A 16219-nucleotide genomic window follows, 5' to 3' on the forward strand; every position below is an offset into this window, starting at 1 on the left:
TGAGGATGGGAGACTACAACGAATCTATCGTACCATAGCTTTATTACATAATGATTGCTCAGTTTTGTAAAACTATGAAAAAAGAAGGGGGAATAAGTTATGGCTCTAGCAACCTATCATACGGTAAAAGGACGAGGTGAACATGAAATCGTCATTCAAAAGTCACGATTCATTGCATTTTTCGATCGTGTTGAGACAGAAAAAGACGCTCAAGCATTTATTGATCGAATAAAAAAAGAGCATTGGAATGCAAATCATAATTGCTCTGCCTATATGATCGGCGAACGCGATGAAATTCAAAAAGCCAATGACGATGGCGAGCCTAGTGGTACTGCAGGTGTGCCGATGCTTGAGGTATTAAAAAAGCGTGGTCTGAAAGATACAGTCGTCGTTGTTACCCGTTACTTTGGTGGGATCAAACTCGGTGCTGGCGGCTTGATTCGCGCGTACGGCGGTGCAGTTAGCGAGGGGCTCAATGCCGTTGGTGTTGTCAAACGTTCACTGGTGAAAGTCGTTCATACAGAAGTGGACTATCACTGGCTTGGAAAGGTCGAACACGCGTTAAGAGAATCGCCTTATCAAATGAAAGGTACTGAATACTTGGAGCAAGTTGATGTCCAGACGTATGTCGAGGTTGATGATCTTGACGCATTTGAAGAATGGATGACAAACATTACAAATGGACAAGCAAAGATTCGCCAAGGCGAAGAAACGTATTTGGAAACTTTAGTGTAGTAAAGAGGGGTCTGACCCTTACCCTAATCAGGTATAGGTATTTACATAGAGAAAGGAGTTTATTTATGGCTGAAACGACATTGCAACTAAAAACAAACTCTCGTGATCAGATGATTGATATTACTAGAGACATCGCTGAATGGGTGCGTTCCGTTGGGGTGAATAATGGGATCGTTGTTGTGTCTTCCCTGCACACGACAGCTGGCATTACTGTCAATGAGAATGCGGATCCCGATGTGAAGACGGACATGCTTAGACGGTTTGATGAGATTTACCCATGGCAGCATGATAAGGATCTTCATATGGAAGGCAATACCGCTGCACATATGAAAACGAGTACGGTTGGACATGCCCAGACGATTGTGATCTCTGGAGGCCGGCTTGTGCTAGGGACATGGCAAGGGGTGTATTTCTGCGAGTTTGATGGCCCGCGTCATCGGAAGGTATTAGTAAAGGTATTGGAAGGGTAAAAAGTTTTCTTTTTTCAGTGCTTCGCTTAGGAGGAGGATTGGAGGCCTATTTGGGCCTCAATCCTCCTCTTTTTTATTCTATTATGCATTCAAGTAAGAGCGTTACAGCTCTTGTAAGTTCTTGCTGTGACATGCTCGGTAGCCGCGCATTCATAACAGCAAGCTCATAACTTGCGGGAAGATGAATAAATCCAGCTGGACAGCTGATGTGATGTTGCTTTAGGTAGTCTAGCATTTGAAACATAATATTATTGCAAAGGTACGTTCCTGCAGTGTTGGAGATTTGAGCTGGGATGGACGATTCATTTAATTTGTTGACCATTTCTCGAATAGGCAGCGTTGAGAAATAAGCAGCCGGGCCGTCCTCTCGTATGAGGGCGTCCTGAAGTGCTTGTCCTTCATTATCAACTTCCCCATCACTGCAGTTGATTGCGATCCGTTCAGGTGTAATGCGATTACGACCGGCTGCAAGGCCTAGCATAATGACTGCATCAGGCTGGTGTTCTTCAAATAGCTTGATCAACTGTTTCCCCGACTTGGAATAGGTTACAGGGAGGACTTCTCCAATTATTTGTTTGTTTCCAACCTGTTGTCCATTCAGTTCACGGGCGATTGCTTCTGTCGGATTTATGCCATGATCAAGGAAAGGGACAAATCCAGTTAGTAGTACACGCATTGTTGGTCCTCCTGAAATTATTCGTTTAAAGTTTTCGACGGTTTTCTATTTCCCATTCATTTCCCGGGGTCAGACCCCTCTGCACCACTTTACTGCGGCAAACCAAAAAGCAGCGGCCTTAACCGCTGCCTTCCCACACATATCCATCCAAGTACCGTCCTACTTCTACTTCTCCACAACTCTCGGATCAAGCGCATCGCGCAGTCCATCTCCAATAAAGTTAAAGCACAACACCGTAATTAAGATGAGCAAGCCTGGAAAAGTTGGATACCACCAAGCGTTACGGAAAATCGTAATACTTTGTGAGTCTGTCAACATGTTGCCCCACGATGCATTTGGCGGCTGCACGCCTAGTCCGAAGAAGCTCAATGCAGATTCTGCTAGGATAAAAGACCCAACTGCAAGCGTTGCTGCAACGATGACCGGACCTAATGCATTCGGCAAGATTTGTGAGAAAATAATCCGAACATTAGACATCCCGATGGTCCGGGAAGCTAGCACGAACTCCCGCTTTTTCAGTGACAAGAACTCCCCTCGAACAACACGGGCGGTTCCTGTCCAACTGAGTAAAGCAAAGACCAAAATTAAAATATTAATACTCGGGTCTAAAATCGCAACTAATGTAATCAATAAGAAGATATTCGGGAATGCAAGGATAATATCTACGAGACGCATTAAGAATGCATCAACTAATCCCCCGAAATACCCTGCAACTGCTCCAATGACTGCTCCAATCGTAACTGCACCTAACATCGATGCAAAGCCTACATACAAGGAAACCTGTCCACCGTACAGCATCCGGCTGAATAAGTCACGACCTAGGTGATCCGTTCCAAGCCAGTGCTCTGGACTCGGCGCACCTAAACGGTTACGTAAATTTTGAGTCGCTGGATCATGCGGCGCAATGTACGGTGCTAGTAAACATGCAATCGTAATGATCGTCAAGACGACCAAACCTATTACTGCTAATTTATTTTGGAAAAACTTTGTAACAATAATGGATAAGAGGGATCGACGTTCGCCGAGAACTTGCTTGTCTTCAACCCCATGTCCAAACTTCTCTAGTTGTGGTTGTTGTTGTGCACTCATGCTTCTCGTCCCTCCTTAATACTCAATTCGCGGATCTAGTACTGCATATAAAATATCTGCAATCAAGTTCCCAATGACTGTTAGTAATGCACCAAACATTGTGATAGCCATGATGACTGGGTAATCACGCTGGAAGGTCGCATCGATAAACATTTTCCCAATCCCAGGCCAGTTAAAGACCGATTCAACGATCGCAGAACCACCGATCATCGTTGGGAGCATTAAACCAAACATCGTAATAACAGGGATCAGCCCGTTACGCAGACCGTGCTTGTAAATAACGCGGCGTTCGCGGAACCCTTTTGCACGTGCTGTACGAATGTAATCCTGATTAACCACTTCAAGCATACTAGAACGCGTATATCGAGTAAGACCAGCCATGTCTGCCGTTGCTAAAACAAACGCAGGCAAGATTAAATGGTGAAGTCTATCAATAATACTAAAATCTGCACCTATGGTTGCAACTCCACCAACAGGAGTCCACCCTAATTGAACGGAAAACAACATAATCAACATAATACCGAGCCAAAAATTAGGAGTCGCAAGCCCCACAAAGGAACCCATCGTAACCCCGTAATCGGTCAAGGAATATTGCCTTGTTGCTGAGATAACCCCGAACGGGATTGCTATAATTGCTGCTAAAAACAAGGATGAAGCCATCAATAATAACGTGTTCGGTAAACGATCTAAGATCATTTCAGTAACCGGTATTTTTCTTGAATATGATGTACCAAAGTCACCTTGTACAACATTACCTAACCAACGAACATATTGAACCGGAATCGGATCATTTAACCCTAATCGTTCGATTTGCGCCTCGCGTACTTCAGGTGAAATCTCTGGATCTAGGTTCATAATGGCTGGTTTTCCAGGTGCTGCGTACATAATAGCAAATGATAGAATGGAAATTCCAAATAGTATTGGGATCATCATAACGACCCGCTTAATGATGTAACTAATCATGATTACATTCCTCACAATCCCTCAAGATAATTTAGTAGAGTAGGAAGGGGAGGGATTCACCCCTTCCCCCCACTACTTGAAGGCTTAGTCTGTTACATACCACTCGTTAACTTTGTACATGTTAACACGTGGGTGATGAGTGAAGCCTTCTACACGGTTGCTAAGTAAGATGTGTTGCTCTGGGTAGTAAAGGTACGTGTAAGGTTGCTCCTCAGCAAGAATCTCATAGATCTCACCAATGACAGCCGCACGCTCATCTTGATCAACAATTTGCTTGTTACCAGCTGCTAACTCATCAACACGGTCATTACGGTATGAAATGTTATTTAAACCATTTTCAATTTCACGAGAATGCCAGATAGCAGTCGGGTCCGGATCAAGGGCAAGACCCCATGCAAGTACGACAGCATCAAAGTCATAGTTAGGAGGGTTGATTTGCTCTAAGAATGCACCCCACTCCATTTGACGAGGGTTTGCTTCAACACCAATATCAGATAACATATCTTGAACAATTACACCAATGTCACGACGAATAACGTTTCCATCATTAGATAGAATTTCAAAAGAGAATTTCTCTCCATCTTTTTCAAGGATGCCATCAGCACCAGGCTCCCAGCCAGCTTCTGCTAGTAACTCAAGAGCGCCTTCTGGATCGTACTCAAACTTAGGAACATCATCTGGGAATGCCCAGCTAAGTGGAGATGCAGGAGCATGTGCAACCTCTCCACGACCATCCATGATCGCTTCAACAATTAATTCACGATCAATTGCCATTGTTAACGCTTGACGAACACGTACATCATCAAATGGTTCACGGTCGTTGTTCCAACCAATATAGTCATAACGCAGGGCTAAAGTTGAAGAAATACGACCATGGTCATATGTTTCAGCCGTAGCGATTTCGTTTGCAGGAAGGATCATCCAATCAATTTCGCCTGTTTCAAAAGCTAATAGCTCAGCATTTGTATCAGCAAATACACGGAATGTCACTTTATCAAGGTTAGGACGACCTTCAAAGTAGTCATCAAATGCAACTAGCTCGATGTATTGTCCATCTTGGTACTCAACAAATTGGAAAGCACCAGCACCAACAGGGTTGTTACGGTTATATTCCATGTGATCCTCAAGATCAGCTACAGGAACATCTTCAAGAATGTGCTTTGGTAGAATTCCATAACCAGAACGAGTGATGAAACTTGCGTCTACTTCATTAAGTACGAACTTAACAGTGTACTCATCAACTACTTCAACACTTTCTAGCTCTGTAAAATCACCAGCACGTGGACCCGTATAATCTTCATGAATGAAGATGTCGTATGTGAACTTAACATCTTCAGCTGTTAACTCTTCACCATCATGGAAGAGAACACCTTCGTTAAGTGTATAAGTATACTCTAAGCCATCTTCAGAAATTTCCGGAAGGTCAGCAAGATATGGGATCATCTCTAATTCTTCATCAGATCTTAAAAGACTTGCATGAATTAAATCAATGACATCTGCAGAAGCAGAATCTTGAGAGTATAAATCGTTAAAAGTTACAGGCTCTCCTGACGTACCTAAAATCACACTACCACCAGCAGCCGCTTCACCTTCAGCTGCATCTTCGTCTGTTTCTTCCGTCGGCTCATCAGCTGGGTCTTCAGCTGGAGCGTCATCGCCACCACCACAAGCAGCAAGGACAAGCATAAATGCGAGCGCCAAGCCAAGCAGCATTAACAACTTCTTGTTTAACATCGTATTTCCCCCTAACGTCTCATTTTAAAATTGGTTACTAACACATTGCCTTTGTGAGCTCCCCTCGCTCGGCAACACCTCCCTTACAGGATATAGAAGATCCTTCTAAAAAATCGTTTCTCAGCTTGCTTATGTCACACCATCGCTTCATCGTTATACAAATGGCATGCGACAAAACGATCTTTTCGAACCTCTCTAAATTCAGGAATGTCCACCTTGCAATGGTCGATCGCTTTTGGACAGCGTGTATGAAACACACAACCAGTTGGCGGATTCGACGGGTTTGGAATATCCCCTTGTAAAATAACTCGCTCACGCTTACGCTCTGATGGATGCGATTTGGGTACCGCCGACAAAAGAGCTTGGGAGTATGGATGAAGTGGTTCATTATACAAGTCATGCTTACTAGCAATCTCCATCATATTTCCTAGATACATAACACCAATGCGATCAGAAATATGTTTGACCACCCCTAAATCGTGGGCAATGAACAAATACGTTAAGCCAAATTCTTCTTGTAAATCTTTCATTAAGTTCAATACTTGTGATTGAACCGATACATCAAGGGCTGATACAGGCTCATCCCCGATAATTAATTTTGGATTTAGCGCAAGTGCACGAGCAATTCCGATACGTTGACGTTGCCCGCCTGAGAACTCATGCGGATAGCGGTTTGCGTAAGATGGATTTAACCCCACTTTCTCCATTAATCTTTCAATATACTCTTGACGCTCTTTTCCTTTATAAAGTCCGTGTACACTTAACGGTTCTTTTAAAATCGCACCAACTGTTTTACGAGGATTTAAGGATGAAAAAGGATCTTGGAACACCATTTGAATGTCACGACGATATTTTAGAAGTTCACGTTCTTTGAGCTTCGAAATATCTGTTCCATCAAAGATGATTTGCCCTTCTGTTGGCTCATACAATCGCATAATCGTACGACCAGCTGAGGATTTCCCACAGCCCGACTCTCCTACAAGGCCAAATGTTTCTCCTTTTTTTATCGAAAACGTAATTCCATCAACCGCTTTCACATTTCCGACGGTTCGTTGGAAAAAACCTTTTTTAATTGGAAAGTACTTTTTTAATCCATTTATCTCAAGCAACACTTCGTTTGCTGCATTTGTGCTCATGACTCGTTTCTCCCTTCCTCGTGCAAGAAACATCTAACCTTGCGCCCTGCTTCAACTTCCACCAATTCAGGAAGCTCCTGTGAACATCGATCAAATGCAAGAGGACAACGCGTAACGAAGCGACAACCTTTAGGGAAGTTATCCGGCGTTGGAACGTTTCCAGCAATTGATGTTAAACGATCTTGCTCTACATCTAGTTTCGGAACTGACTCCATTAATCCAACCGTATATGGATGCAGTGGTTTATCAAATAAAGGCACAATATCCGCTTCCTCGACGACTTGACCTGCATACATGACAACGACGCGATCAGCAAGCTCTGCTACAACACCTAAGTCGTGAGTAATAAGAATAATAGAAGAATTAAACTTATCACTTAAACCGCGCATCAAATCAAGAATTTGGGCTTGTACGGTTACATCTAAAGCTGTCGTTGGCTCATCAGCGATTAGAAGCTTTGGATCATTACTCATTGCCATTGCGATCATGACACGCTGTCTCATCCCTCCAGATAAACGGTGAGGATAGTCAGCCAAAATCTCATCTATTCTTGAAAAACCTACTAACTCAAGCATTTCCTTTGCTCGTGCATATGCTTGTTTTTTTGTGAGCTTCTTGTGGTAGATGAGCGTTTCCATCAATTGATCGCCAATCGTCAATACTGGGTTCAATGACGTCATTGGTTCTTGGAAGATCATTCCGATGTCATTTCCACGCACTTTGAACATTCGGTCCTGTCCGTGCTTTAACAAATCGTCCCCATTAAAGAGGATTTCTCCACCAACGGTTTTCCCGCCAGGAGATGGCACAAGCTGCATAATTGATAACGTCGTCATACTTTTCCCAGAACCTGACTCACCAACAATGGCTACCGTTTCCCCTTCATGTACTTGAAACGACACATCATCTACAACAGGAAGCTCTTTTCCTTTTTTATAAAAATACGTCTTTAAATTACGTACATCTAATAATGGCTGATTTGTCACCATCTTCACCTCATTCATCTTAGAAGACTTTGCATAATTAACGATTGAACTGGATTAATATTAATAATAGTAAAAAGATTGCGAAAATTTTAGTTACTTTTCTATATACGAGAAAGAATCTTTGTATTGCTTTAATTCAATACTTACATCAACAGAGATCACGCCATCCATATTAGCAAGTTCCTTGTTAACAAAATGAACAAGATCGTCATTGTTCTTAAAATAGGCTTGTAAAATTAGATCGTGACGACCAGAAAAGGCACCGACAAAACGAACTTCTTGATATCGATTCAGAGTTGTCGCAATTTGCTCCTGATGCCCTAGCTTTGTGACGATCCCAATAATGACTTGAACATTTAATCCAATTTTGTTCGGGTCCATATGAATAATAAATTCGAAAACCCCATCTTTTAACATTCGGTTGATTCGCGTTCGAACGGTTCCTTCACTGACATTCAGCAACTTTGCAATCTCAGTATACGAACGCTTACCATTCTCTTGTAAAAATCCTAGAATTGAAAAATCCATTTCATCTAATTTACTCATATGACCACTCTCTTCAATAACGAATTTTGCTAGAAAACTAGTATTTCATTACGAAATTTATTAATTTCACATATTTTTCTGCAAATTTCGTAAATTGGACTAACGTCATTATAATTTAATATTCAGCTTAATGCAATATTCAATATTTTTAAAATAATTATTTCCTTGTGGGAATTTCTAACAAACGGAATAGTAAGTTATGATTTTATATGTGATTTCCATGCTATTTAGCACTATTTTTTTCGAAATTAACAAAATAACTCAAGTATTGCTACGAATCCTCTCACACCAGTAAAACCTACCCAAATAGTGTAAACAGACCATTTGGTTTCTTACAATAACTTATGCACCCACAACGTATATTTGGGGTCAGACCCCTCTGTTGTTCTGTACAGTACTGCAGAAGGGTCTGACCCTCTTTGGTCCTCTTTGAAACTCCTTCACGTTTTCCCTCAATCTTCTTATTTACTAATCTACTTTTTTTAGATACTATGAAGTAAGTGTAGAATATTGTCTTATTTTCGGTTTAAACCTTTTGGTATGTATAGATGAAAGAAGTAATACATTATTTATTAAAAGTGAGGTATTGCGTATGACGCAAATAAAGTCTAGGCGCCGTAAAAAAAGAAAGAAAAAAAATATATTTCGTATCATTATGGTTATAAGTCTTGTGAGTCTATTAGGGCTTGGAGCTGCCGTCAGTTATTTCATTTATCAGCTCTCTAATGTAACAGCTAACACTCAGTTAGAACTTGACCGTGGTGAAAAGTCAGAACGCAGAGAGGTTGCTGTTGATCCATCCAAGGATAACATTTCTGTATTAATACTTGGAGTTGACGATCGGGATGGCGATTTAAGAGGGCGAACAGATGCCATGCTTCTTGCAACTTTCAACAAAGAGCTAGGTACGATTAAGCTTTTAAACATTCCGCGAGATTCCTATGTTGAAATACCAGGCAGAGTGAATTACGATAAAATCAACCATGCCCATTCATTTGGGGGACTTAATTTAACAATTGAAACAGTAGAGCATTTATTTGATATTCCCGTTGACTATTTCGTAAAATTAAACTTTGTCGCTTTTGTTGAAATTATTGATGCCCTTGGCGGGGTTGAGGTTGATGTACCATTTACTTTCAGTGAGATGGATAGTCAAAACAACAAAGAGAGCATTACTTTATTTGAAGGAAGACATACGTTAAACGGAGAAGAAGCATTAGCATTTACACGGATGCGTAAAAAAGATCCACGTGGAGATTTAGGACGTGGGGAACGTCAACAGCAAGTAATCAAAGGAATTATTGATAAAGGAGCATCACTTTCATCGATTGGAAACTATGGAGATGTGATGCAAAGTGTGGAAGACCACATGAGTACAAACTTAAGCTTCGGAAACATCATTGCTCTTCACTCTTATGCTAGTGGTCTAAATGACATTGAATCTTTATCATTAGCAGGAAGTGACGCACGTATAAATGGTGTTTACTACTATCAGCTTCATGATGAATCCGTAAACGAGCTATCAGAGATATTCCAAGTTCACCTTGGATTAAAGGAAGCGGCACCTCAATACGAAACAGAATATAATGAATATGACTCAGAATAATTTCTGAGTCATTTGTTTATAATGACGCAAAAAAAATGACTAGGTTATGTTAACCTAGTCATTTTTCATATTTCAATGGTCGTTTCGCACTAAACCTTCTCAAAAACTTTAACATTGGTCGGTAGTCTTGACTAACGAGCCCTACACGCTCCACGATCAGCTGGATCGCAATAATAATCACACAGATAATAATCATTGATATCCATAACGTTGACATCGCCAACATGACAGCAGCTAACCCAAAGAATGCTGTCATCGCATAAATAGCTAACACTGTCTGCTTATGTGAAAGCCCCAACCTTAGCAAGCAGTGATGCAAATGAGACTTATCCGGCGAAGACAAAGGTTGCTTGTTCACTAAACGGCGAACAATGGCAAATAGTGTATCCGAAATAGGAATTGCTAAAATAATAACTGGGATTAACAATGAAAACATCGTTACGTTCTTAAACCCTAATAAGGAAATGACCGAAATCATATAACCTAAAAACAAAGCTCCAGTATCACCCATGAAAATCTTCGCTGGGTTGAAATTATGGATAAGAAACCCTAACGTACTTCCTAACAGGATTACACCTAGCGATGCAACGAAAAGATCCCCTTGCATAATCGCCAATGATGAAATTGTAATTAGCACAATCGATGAAACCCCTGCTGCCAGACCGTCTAATCCGTCAATTAGGTTAATCGCATTCGTTACCCCAATAATCCACAACAATGTTAATGGAATACTAAACCAGCCAAGCTGTAGTTGCCCATCAAATGGCAAGTTAATAAATTGAACTTGTACACCACCATATATAACAATACCAGCTGCAAGCAACTGTCCAAACAATTTCCATTTAGCTGAAAGCTCTATCATATCATCGAGAAAACCGGTGACAATAATAACGAAGCTTCCAATTAAGATCGGCAATGTAAATTCACTATTTGGCTGTAAAAGAACAAAACCTACAAGAAAACCAATATATATCGCCAAACCACCTAAACGTGCCATTAACGTTTGGTGTACTTTACGGTGATTTGGTTTGTCAGTTGCACCAATTTTGATTGCAAAACGCTTTACTAGCGGTGTAATAAGCACCGTCACGATAAAGCAAATGATTAAAGCAAGAGCAAGCATAATTACCCTCCTTATTTCTTACCTTCTCCAGTATCATCACTTTTATTTCATTTTTAAGAACTTAATTTGTATCTTTTTATACCAAAGCAATTTCCCCATAATGGATTGTACCATAAAGATTGTAAAGCGGAATCAAAAACTTTTCATTTTATGCAGATTGACACAATTTCACACAATTTAGATGTGTAAATTTACCTTTTTTTACACTTTCCAATCGTTAACTCTATGAAACATGTAGCATTTTGTTATAATAAAACTACAGATTTTGTAAGAGGAGGTCGAAATTTAATAGTTTAACTCACAATCATGAGCAAGATCTAGTAGTTTAGCAAAAACATTTAATAGGTTAGGAGTTTATTTATGCAACGATTACATTCCCTTTTTATCCTTCTTTTAGTAGCCATTATTACTTTTTCAGGTAGTGGATTGGCTTTAGCTGATGACATTGTAGACAACGTAGAAACATATCCAATTATTGACGGTGAACCAATTGAACGTGTTGAATATGTAGATCCAGCTGAAGTTGTACAAGCTTCATCTTCAAATAGTGGTGCCACGTTTACATTTACTGGTGATGGTTGGGGCCACCGTATAGGTATGAGTCAATATGGTGCACGCGGTATGGCACAAGACGGAAAAAACTATGAGCAAATTTTAAAACATTATTACCAGGGAATTAAACTTGGTACAAGAGATGATCGCGATGTGAAAGTTAGGTTATCTCCATCCGAAACTTTTACGATTGAACCAAACGGCAATCACAAATTATATAACGCCGATAATAATGAAGAAGTTTCATTTACTGGCAAACTTGAATTTAGTCAAAAAAGCAATAAAGTCGTAGTAAACGTAAACGATCAAGAAATCACATCAGACAAAGGATTTGAATTAAGAGCAACGAACAACTCGAACGACACATTTGCTGCTGTGTCTCAAGTTACACAAGGAACCTCTACAGTGGATGCACAATACCGAGGATCTTTTATTATTGGAGTTGGAAACAACCGACCAACCTTAACGAACGAATTAAAGATGGAAGATTACTTACGCGGTGTTGTTCCTAATGAAATGCCTGCTTCGTGGAATCTAGAGGCATTAAAAGCACAAGCTATTGCTGCGCGTACGTATGCGCATGTCCAAGTAAATTCTAACAGCGGTACTTTAGTTGACACTGTTGCTAACCAAGTCTACAAAGGAAAGGCAACTCGTGCGCATTCTGCTGTAAACTGGCAAGCATCTGAACACTCTCGTTCCGATGATGCGATTAAACAAACAGTTGGACAAGTCGCATTAGATAACAACAATAACCTTATTAATGCTGTTTTCCATGCTAGTTCAGGCGGCCATACAGAAAACAGTGAAAATGTTTGGACAAGCAGTGTTTCTTATTTAAAAGCTGTTAATGACCCTTACGATACAGCTACAAGCCCTTTTAATAACTGGCAAGTCATTGTCCCAAATGCCACTATTGCGCAAGCTGTTTTTGGTTCAAGAGATATCATGGTTGAAGACATTCAAATTAAGAAAAGAACAAGTGCCGATTCTGTTCAAGAAGTGAAAGTAACTGGTAAGCACAAAACTAGCGGCAAAGCGCACTCTGTTGTATTACCTTCTGGAAACGCAGATGGATTGCGATCTGCTTTCGGCGTATCACTACGAAGCATCAAATTCGATGTAGAGCGCAATGACATCTTCACTGACGTAACAAACACGTTCTCAGGTTTTGAAGAAATTATGTTCCTTTATAACCGTGGTGTTATTACTGGTTATCCAGACAATAGCTTCAGACCAAACCAAACAATTACACGTGTACAAACGGCAAGAATGCTTGACCGAGAGCTTAATTTATCAGCACCACCAAGTAGCTACAATTTGAAAGCTACCGATATTACAAAAGACCAGTCATATTATGACCTTTTTAGAAAGATGGAATATCACGGTATTATGACAGGCAGCAACGGAAAAATGAATCCTGGCGGGGACTTAACACGTGCACAAATGGCTGCCGTTCTAACTCGTGCCTTTAACTTAACAAAACCAGATAGCGTAACGTTTACGTATGCTGACATCAACAGAGATACGTATAATCAATCACTGTTAAAAGAGATTGATACAATTGCTTATCACGGTTTAACAACAGAACACGGTGATCGCGCGTTCCGTCCTAACCAGACGACAAATCGCGTTCAGTTCTCACGTTTTATGACACGTGCCATTGATGAGTCATTTAGATAAGTAGTATTTGCAACTCACAAAAAAGTATGTAGCAAAAAGACGAAGCTCGTCACAGCTTCGTCTTTTTTATTATCTCCCAATTCCATGATAAATGAATCCAGCCTCTCGCATAGCCTTCGGTTCATATACATTTCTTCCATCGACAACGATGGCTCGATTGAGCTTATTCTTAATCATTTCTGGATCAAGTTTAACAAACTCATCCCACTCAGTGACCAAAATCATCACGTCAGTACCTTCAAGCGTCTCTTCTACATTCGCTCCATATTCAACACGATCACCAAGTACCTTTTTCGTATTTTCAACCGCAATTGGATCGTACGCTTTAACAGCCATCCCCATTTCTAATAACTGGTCAATAATTTTCAAAGCTGGCGCATCACGAATATCATCGGTTTCAGGTTTAAAAGCAAGGCCAAGTATGCAAGCTTTTAATCCAATTAATTCCGTTCCAAAAATGCCTTTTACATGTTCAATAATCCGGAAACTTTGACGTTCATTAACCCCTTCTACTGCCTGTAAAAGCTCAGGAGTATACCCAGCCGATTGCGCTAAATGAATAATGGCCTTTGTATCTTTTGGAAAGCAAGACCCTCCATAGCCAAGTCCTGCATTTAAAAATTTCGGCCCAATTCGGTTATCAAGACCCATTCCTCTAGCAACAGCTTTCACATCAGCTCCGTATGCATCACAAATGTTAGCAATTTCATTAATAAACGAAATCTTCGTTGCTAAGAAGGCATTGGACGCATATTTAATCATCTCTGAACTACGGACGTCTGTAACAACAATCTCTTCTGTTAGAGGCTTATGTAAAGCTACTAGCATCTCTTCTGCTTTCTTGGACGATGTTCCAATGACGATTCGATCAGGGTTAAACGTATCCTTAACGGCTGATCCTTCACGTAGGAATTCTGGAACAGAACAAACATCAACCTGCGCGTTCTCATTCTTTTCTTTAATAATCTCTTCAACCTTCTCTGCTGTTCCAACAGGGACCGTAGATTTATTAACAACTACTTTATAACTTGAATCAAGTGCTTCTCCAATTTCTTCGGCAACCGCATAAACGTAGGACATATTTGCCGATCCATCTTCTGCTGCTGGTGTACCTACAGCAATTAAGATAATGTCCGATGCTGCAACAGCTGCAGCCAAGTCTGTGCTAAATGTTAATCGGCCTTTTTCTTGATTACTTACTACTAACTCTTTTAATCCAGGCTCATAAATCGGGATCTCTCCACGCTTTAACATTTCAACTTTTTCATCTATTTTATCAACACAGATAACTGTATTTCCAAGTTCGGCAAAACAAGTTCCCGATACGAGTCCTACATATCCAGTTCCTACAACAGCTAATTTCATCCTCGTTTCACAACCTTTTTCTTTAACTTAGTACGAATCGCTTCATATTCCGGAAAACGCAATACGTACAAAATGAAACCTACTACTATCATTGAAGCAACCCCACCAACAGCAAGAGTTACGATCGGCACATCAATCGTAACGACGCTTTTTACAGCTAATTGAACAGCAATTAGCCCCCCGAATAGAACAGCAAACTTCATAGCTGTGTTCAAGATTTTTGGACCAAATAATTTTAACTTAAGGACATATTTTGCCGCAACAATTAACATGATGAAGTTACAAATCGCACTAATGGATGTCCCCGCTGCCAAGCCCGCAGCACCAAACCGTTCGATAAATAAAAGATTAAGTACAACATTGATTCCAAAAACCGAAATTGTCCCTAATAATACTGGCAGCACTGATTTTTCCTTTGCATAGAAAAAACGTGTGACATAAAGGTTAGCTGAGTGAGCAAACATCGCAATGACTAATATTTGAAAAAGAGGTGCGGCGATTAACGTTGATTCTCTTGTAAAACTTCCATATTCGAATACAAGTCTAAAAATTTCCTCAGCATAAAAGAAAGCAAAAATGGTTGCTGGTATAATGATGATCGTCATCATACGCAGCCCTTTTTGGTAAAGGGCTTGGATGTCATCCTGCTCATTTGCCGCTACTTTCTTAGCGAGCAGTGGGTAGATTACCGTTGTCACAGCTGTCATCAGCACACTTTGTGGCAATTGAACGATTTTAGATGAATAGTTTAATGCAGCAATTGCCCCCGACGCTAACTCCGATGCGAAAATTCGATGGATCAGAAAATAAAATTGTAATGTAGCACCACCTAAAATAATCGGCAGAGCTAAACGCCACATTTTCTTAAAATCATCATCGATTTTGAAATTTAATCGAAAGCGCACAAACTTCCCTTTCTTTAATAAAATTATCAGCATGACCGCCATAGCAATCGCACTAATAATTGCCCCATACGCATGCGCATACGGTCCGATATACGGGAAAGCAACCACCGCAATAATCACAAACACCACATTCATCACTAAAGTTGATGTTGTTGCTAACGTGAACTTTCCATTTACATTTAATATGCCCGTAAACCACATCGACAAGACAAGAAATAAAGTGGCTGGTGCCATGAATTGAAAGAGGTCAGCTGTTAGTTTGACTTCTTCCACTGCAAATCCTTGAAACAACAATCCAATAACTGCCTCTGAAAATAGCATGAGTAAAACCGTAAACACCAATAACAGCAACGAAAGCCACGTGAAAATGGAGCTTACAAACGTCTCTCTTTTCAACGGATCATCCATTTTACTAAATATCGAGATAAATGCTGTTGTGATCGCTCCACCAAGAACGACATAAAAGAAGTTCGGCAGCGTATAGGCCGCAATGACGCTATCTGCAATATTTGTTGTTCCGAACTGATAACCTATGACTACTTCTCGTAAAAAACCGATAAACCGCGACCCAAGATTGATCACGGCTACTGCTCCAATAATTTTAAATAACGTACTGCCTTTCACGTTCGGTTCACTTCTTTCCGTCATTC

The 16219-nt window shown here is 40.5% G+C and carries 14 protein-coding genes; 4 read left to right on the forward strand and 10 right to left on the reverse strand.

What is annotated here, in order from left to right; translation table 11 throughout:
* Window positions 1–99 precede the first annotated feature (99 nt).
* Both MF646_RS06390 and MF646_RS06395 read left to right on the forward strand, forming a co-directional pair.
* Entirely contained in the window at window positions 100–735 is a 636-nt protein-coding gene (locus MF646_RS06390) for a YigZ family protein (protein WP_250095663.1), read from the forward strand.
* 65 nt (window positions 736–800) lie between these two features.
* Complete coding sequence (locus tag MF646_RS06395; RefSeq protein WP_250095664.1) at window positions 801–1205, forward strand: secondary thiamine-phosphate synthase enzyme YjbQ; 405 nt, start codon at window positions 801–803, stop codon at window positions 1203–1205.
* A gap of 73 nt (window positions 1206–1278) precedes the next feature.
* On the opposite strand, the gene pcp is transcribed toward MF646_RS06395, so the two are convergent.
* From pcp to MF646_RS06430, 7 genes are all read right to left on the reverse strand, one after another.
* The gene (pcp, locus tag MF646_RS06400; protein ID WP_250095665.1) at window positions 1279–1881 is read right to left on the reverse strand and encodes a pyroglutamyl-peptidase I; all 603 of its coding nucleotides are present in this window, start codon (window positions 1879–1881) and stop codon (window positions 1279–1281) included.
* 165 nt (window positions 1882–2046) lie between these two features.
* On the reverse strand, window positions 2047–2970 hold the full coding sequence (gene opp4C / locus MF646_RS06405; protein ID WP_250095666.1) for an oligopeptide ABC transporter permease: 924 nt from the start codon (window positions 2968–2970) through the stop codon (window positions 2047–2049).
* Window positions 2971–2985: 15 nt separating this feature from the next.
* Window positions 2986–3933 (reverse strand): ABC transporter permease, encoded by a 948-nt coding sequence (locus MF646_RS06410; protein ID WP_250095667.1) that lies wholly within the window; start codon window positions 3931–3933, stop codon window positions 2986–2988.
* A gap of 84 nt (window positions 3934–4017) precedes the next feature.
* Entirely contained in the window at window positions 4018–5667 is a 1650-nt protein-coding gene (locus MF646_RS06415) for a peptide-binding protein (protein ID WP_250095668.1), read from the reverse strand.
* Between the two features lie 134 nt (window positions 5668–5801).
* Window positions 5802–6803, reverse strand: a complete 1002-nt coding sequence (locus tag MF646_RS06420) for an ABC transporter ATP-binding protein (protein WP_250095669.1) — start codon at window positions 6801–6803, stop codon at window positions 5802–5804.
* On the reverse strand, window positions 6800–7792 hold the full coding sequence (locus MF646_RS06425) for an ABC transporter ATP-binding protein (RefSeq protein WP_250095670.1): 993 nt from the start codon (window positions 7790–7792) through the stop codon (window positions 6800–6802). Before MF646_RS06425 ends, MF646_RS06420 begins: the two co-directional genes overlap by 4 nt.
* A gap of 90 nt (window positions 7793–7882) precedes the next feature.
* Entirely contained in the window at window positions 7883–8335 is a 453-nt protein-coding gene (locus MF646_RS06430; RefSeq protein WP_250095671.1) for an Lrp/AsnC family transcriptional regulator, read from the reverse strand.
* Window positions 8336–8927: 592 nt separating this feature from the next.
* Here MF646_RS06430 and MF646_RS06435 point away from each other — a divergent pair.
* Entirely contained in the window at window positions 8928–9941 is a 1014-nt protein-coding gene (locus MF646_RS06435; protein WP_250095672.1) for an LCP family glycopolymer transferase, read from the forward strand.
* 58 nt (window positions 9942–9999) lie between these two features.
* Here MF646_RS06435 and MF646_RS06440 read toward each other — a convergent pair whose 3' ends face one another.
* Window positions 10000–11064 carry a glycosyltransferase family 4 protein gene (locus MF646_RS06440; RefSeq protein ID WP_250095673.1) on the reverse strand — a complete coding sequence of 355 codons (1065 nt, stop codon included), beginning with the start codon at window positions 11062–11064 and terminating at the stop codon, window positions 10000–10002.
* A gap of 360 nt (window positions 11065–11424) precedes the next feature.
* Between MF646_RS06440 and MF646_RS23375 the strand changes: the two genes are divergently transcribed.
* The gene (locus MF646_RS23375; protein WP_420842483.1) at window positions 11425–13299 is read left to right on the forward strand and encodes a SpoIID/LytB domain-containing protein; all 1875 of its coding nucleotides are present in this window, start codon (window positions 11425–11427) and stop codon (window positions 13297–13299) included.
* A gap of 69 nt (window positions 13300–13368) precedes the next feature.
* On the opposite strand, the gene MF646_RS06455 is transcribed toward MF646_RS23375, so the two are convergent.
* On the reverse strand, window positions 13369–14664 hold the full coding sequence (locus tag MF646_RS06455; RefSeq protein ID WP_250095674.1) for a UDP-glucose dehydrogenase family protein: 1296 nt from the start codon (window positions 14662–14664) through the stop codon (window positions 13369–13371).
* A complete protein-coding gene (murJ, locus tag MF646_RS06460; RefSeq protein ID WP_250095675.1) occupies window positions 14661–16217 on the reverse strand; it encodes a murein biosynthesis integral membrane protein MurJ in 1557 nt (518 codons plus the stop codon). The genes MF646_RS06455 and murJ overlap by 4 nt, the downstream gene beginning before the upstream one ends.
* Window positions 16218–16219 lie beyond the last annotated feature (2 nt).

The sequence above is a fragment of the Halalkalibacter alkaliphilus genome, assembly GCF_023555415.1.
In the GTDB taxonomy this organism is placed as follows: Bacteria; Bacillota; Bacilli; order Bacillales; family Bacillaceae_D; genus Halalkalibacter; species Halalkalibacter alkaliphilus.

Bases quoted from the DNA above. Each gene is read 5' to 3' on its own strand.
- MF646_RS06390 (WP_250095663.1), top strand. From the start codon at position 100: ATGGCTCTAGCAACCTATCATACGGTAAAAGGACGAGGTGAACATGAA.
- MF646_RS06395 (WP_250095664.1), top strand. From the start codon at position 801: ATGGCTGAAACGACATTGCAACTAAAAACAAACTCTCGTGATCAGATG.
- pcp (WP_250095665.1), bottom strand. From the start codon at position 1,881: ATGCGTGTACTACTAACTGGATTTGTCCCTTTCCTTGATCATGGCATA.
- opp4C (WP_250095666.1), bottom strand. From the start codon at position 2,970: ATGAGTGCACAACAACAACCACAACTAGAGAAGTTTGGACATGGGGTT.
- MF646_RS06410 (WP_250095667.1), bottom strand. From the start codon at position 3,933: ATGATTAGTTACATCATTAAGCGGGTCGTTATGATGATCCCAATACTA.
- MF646_RS06415 (WP_250095668.1), bottom strand. From the start codon at position 5,667: ATGTTAAACAAGAAGTTGTTAATGCTGCTTGGCTTGGCGCTCGCATTT.
- MF646_RS06420 (WP_250095669.1), bottom strand. From the start codon at position 6,803: ATGAGCACAAATGCAGCAAACGAAGTGTTGCTTGAGATAAATGGATTA.
- MF646_RS06425 (WP_250095670.1), bottom strand. From the start codon at position 7,792: ATGGTGACAAATCAGCCATTATTAGATGTACGTAATTTAAAGACGTAT.
- MF646_RS06430 (WP_250095671.1), bottom strand. From the start codon at position 8,335: ATGAGTAAATTAGATGAAATGGATTTTTCAATTCTAGGATTTTTACAA.
- MF646_RS06435 (WP_250095672.1), top strand. From the start codon at position 8,928: ATGACGCAAATAAAGTCTAGGCGCCGTAAAAAAAGAAAGAAAAAAAAT.
- MF646_RS06440 (WP_250095673.1), bottom strand. From the start codon at position 11,064: ATGCTTGCTCTTGCTTTAATCATTTGCTTTATCGTGACGGTGCTTATT.
- MF646_RS23375 (WP_420842483.1), top strand. From the start codon at position 11,425: ATGCAACGATTACATTCCCTTTTTATCCTTCTTTTAGTAGCCATTATT.
- MF646_RS06455 (WP_250095674.1), bottom strand. From the start codon at position 14,664: ATGAAATTAGCTGTTGTAGGAACTGGATATGTAGGACTCGTATCGGGA.
- murJ (WP_250095675.1), bottom strand. From the start codon at position 16,217: ATGACGGAAAGAAGTGAACCGAACGTGAAAGGCAGTACGTTATTTAAA.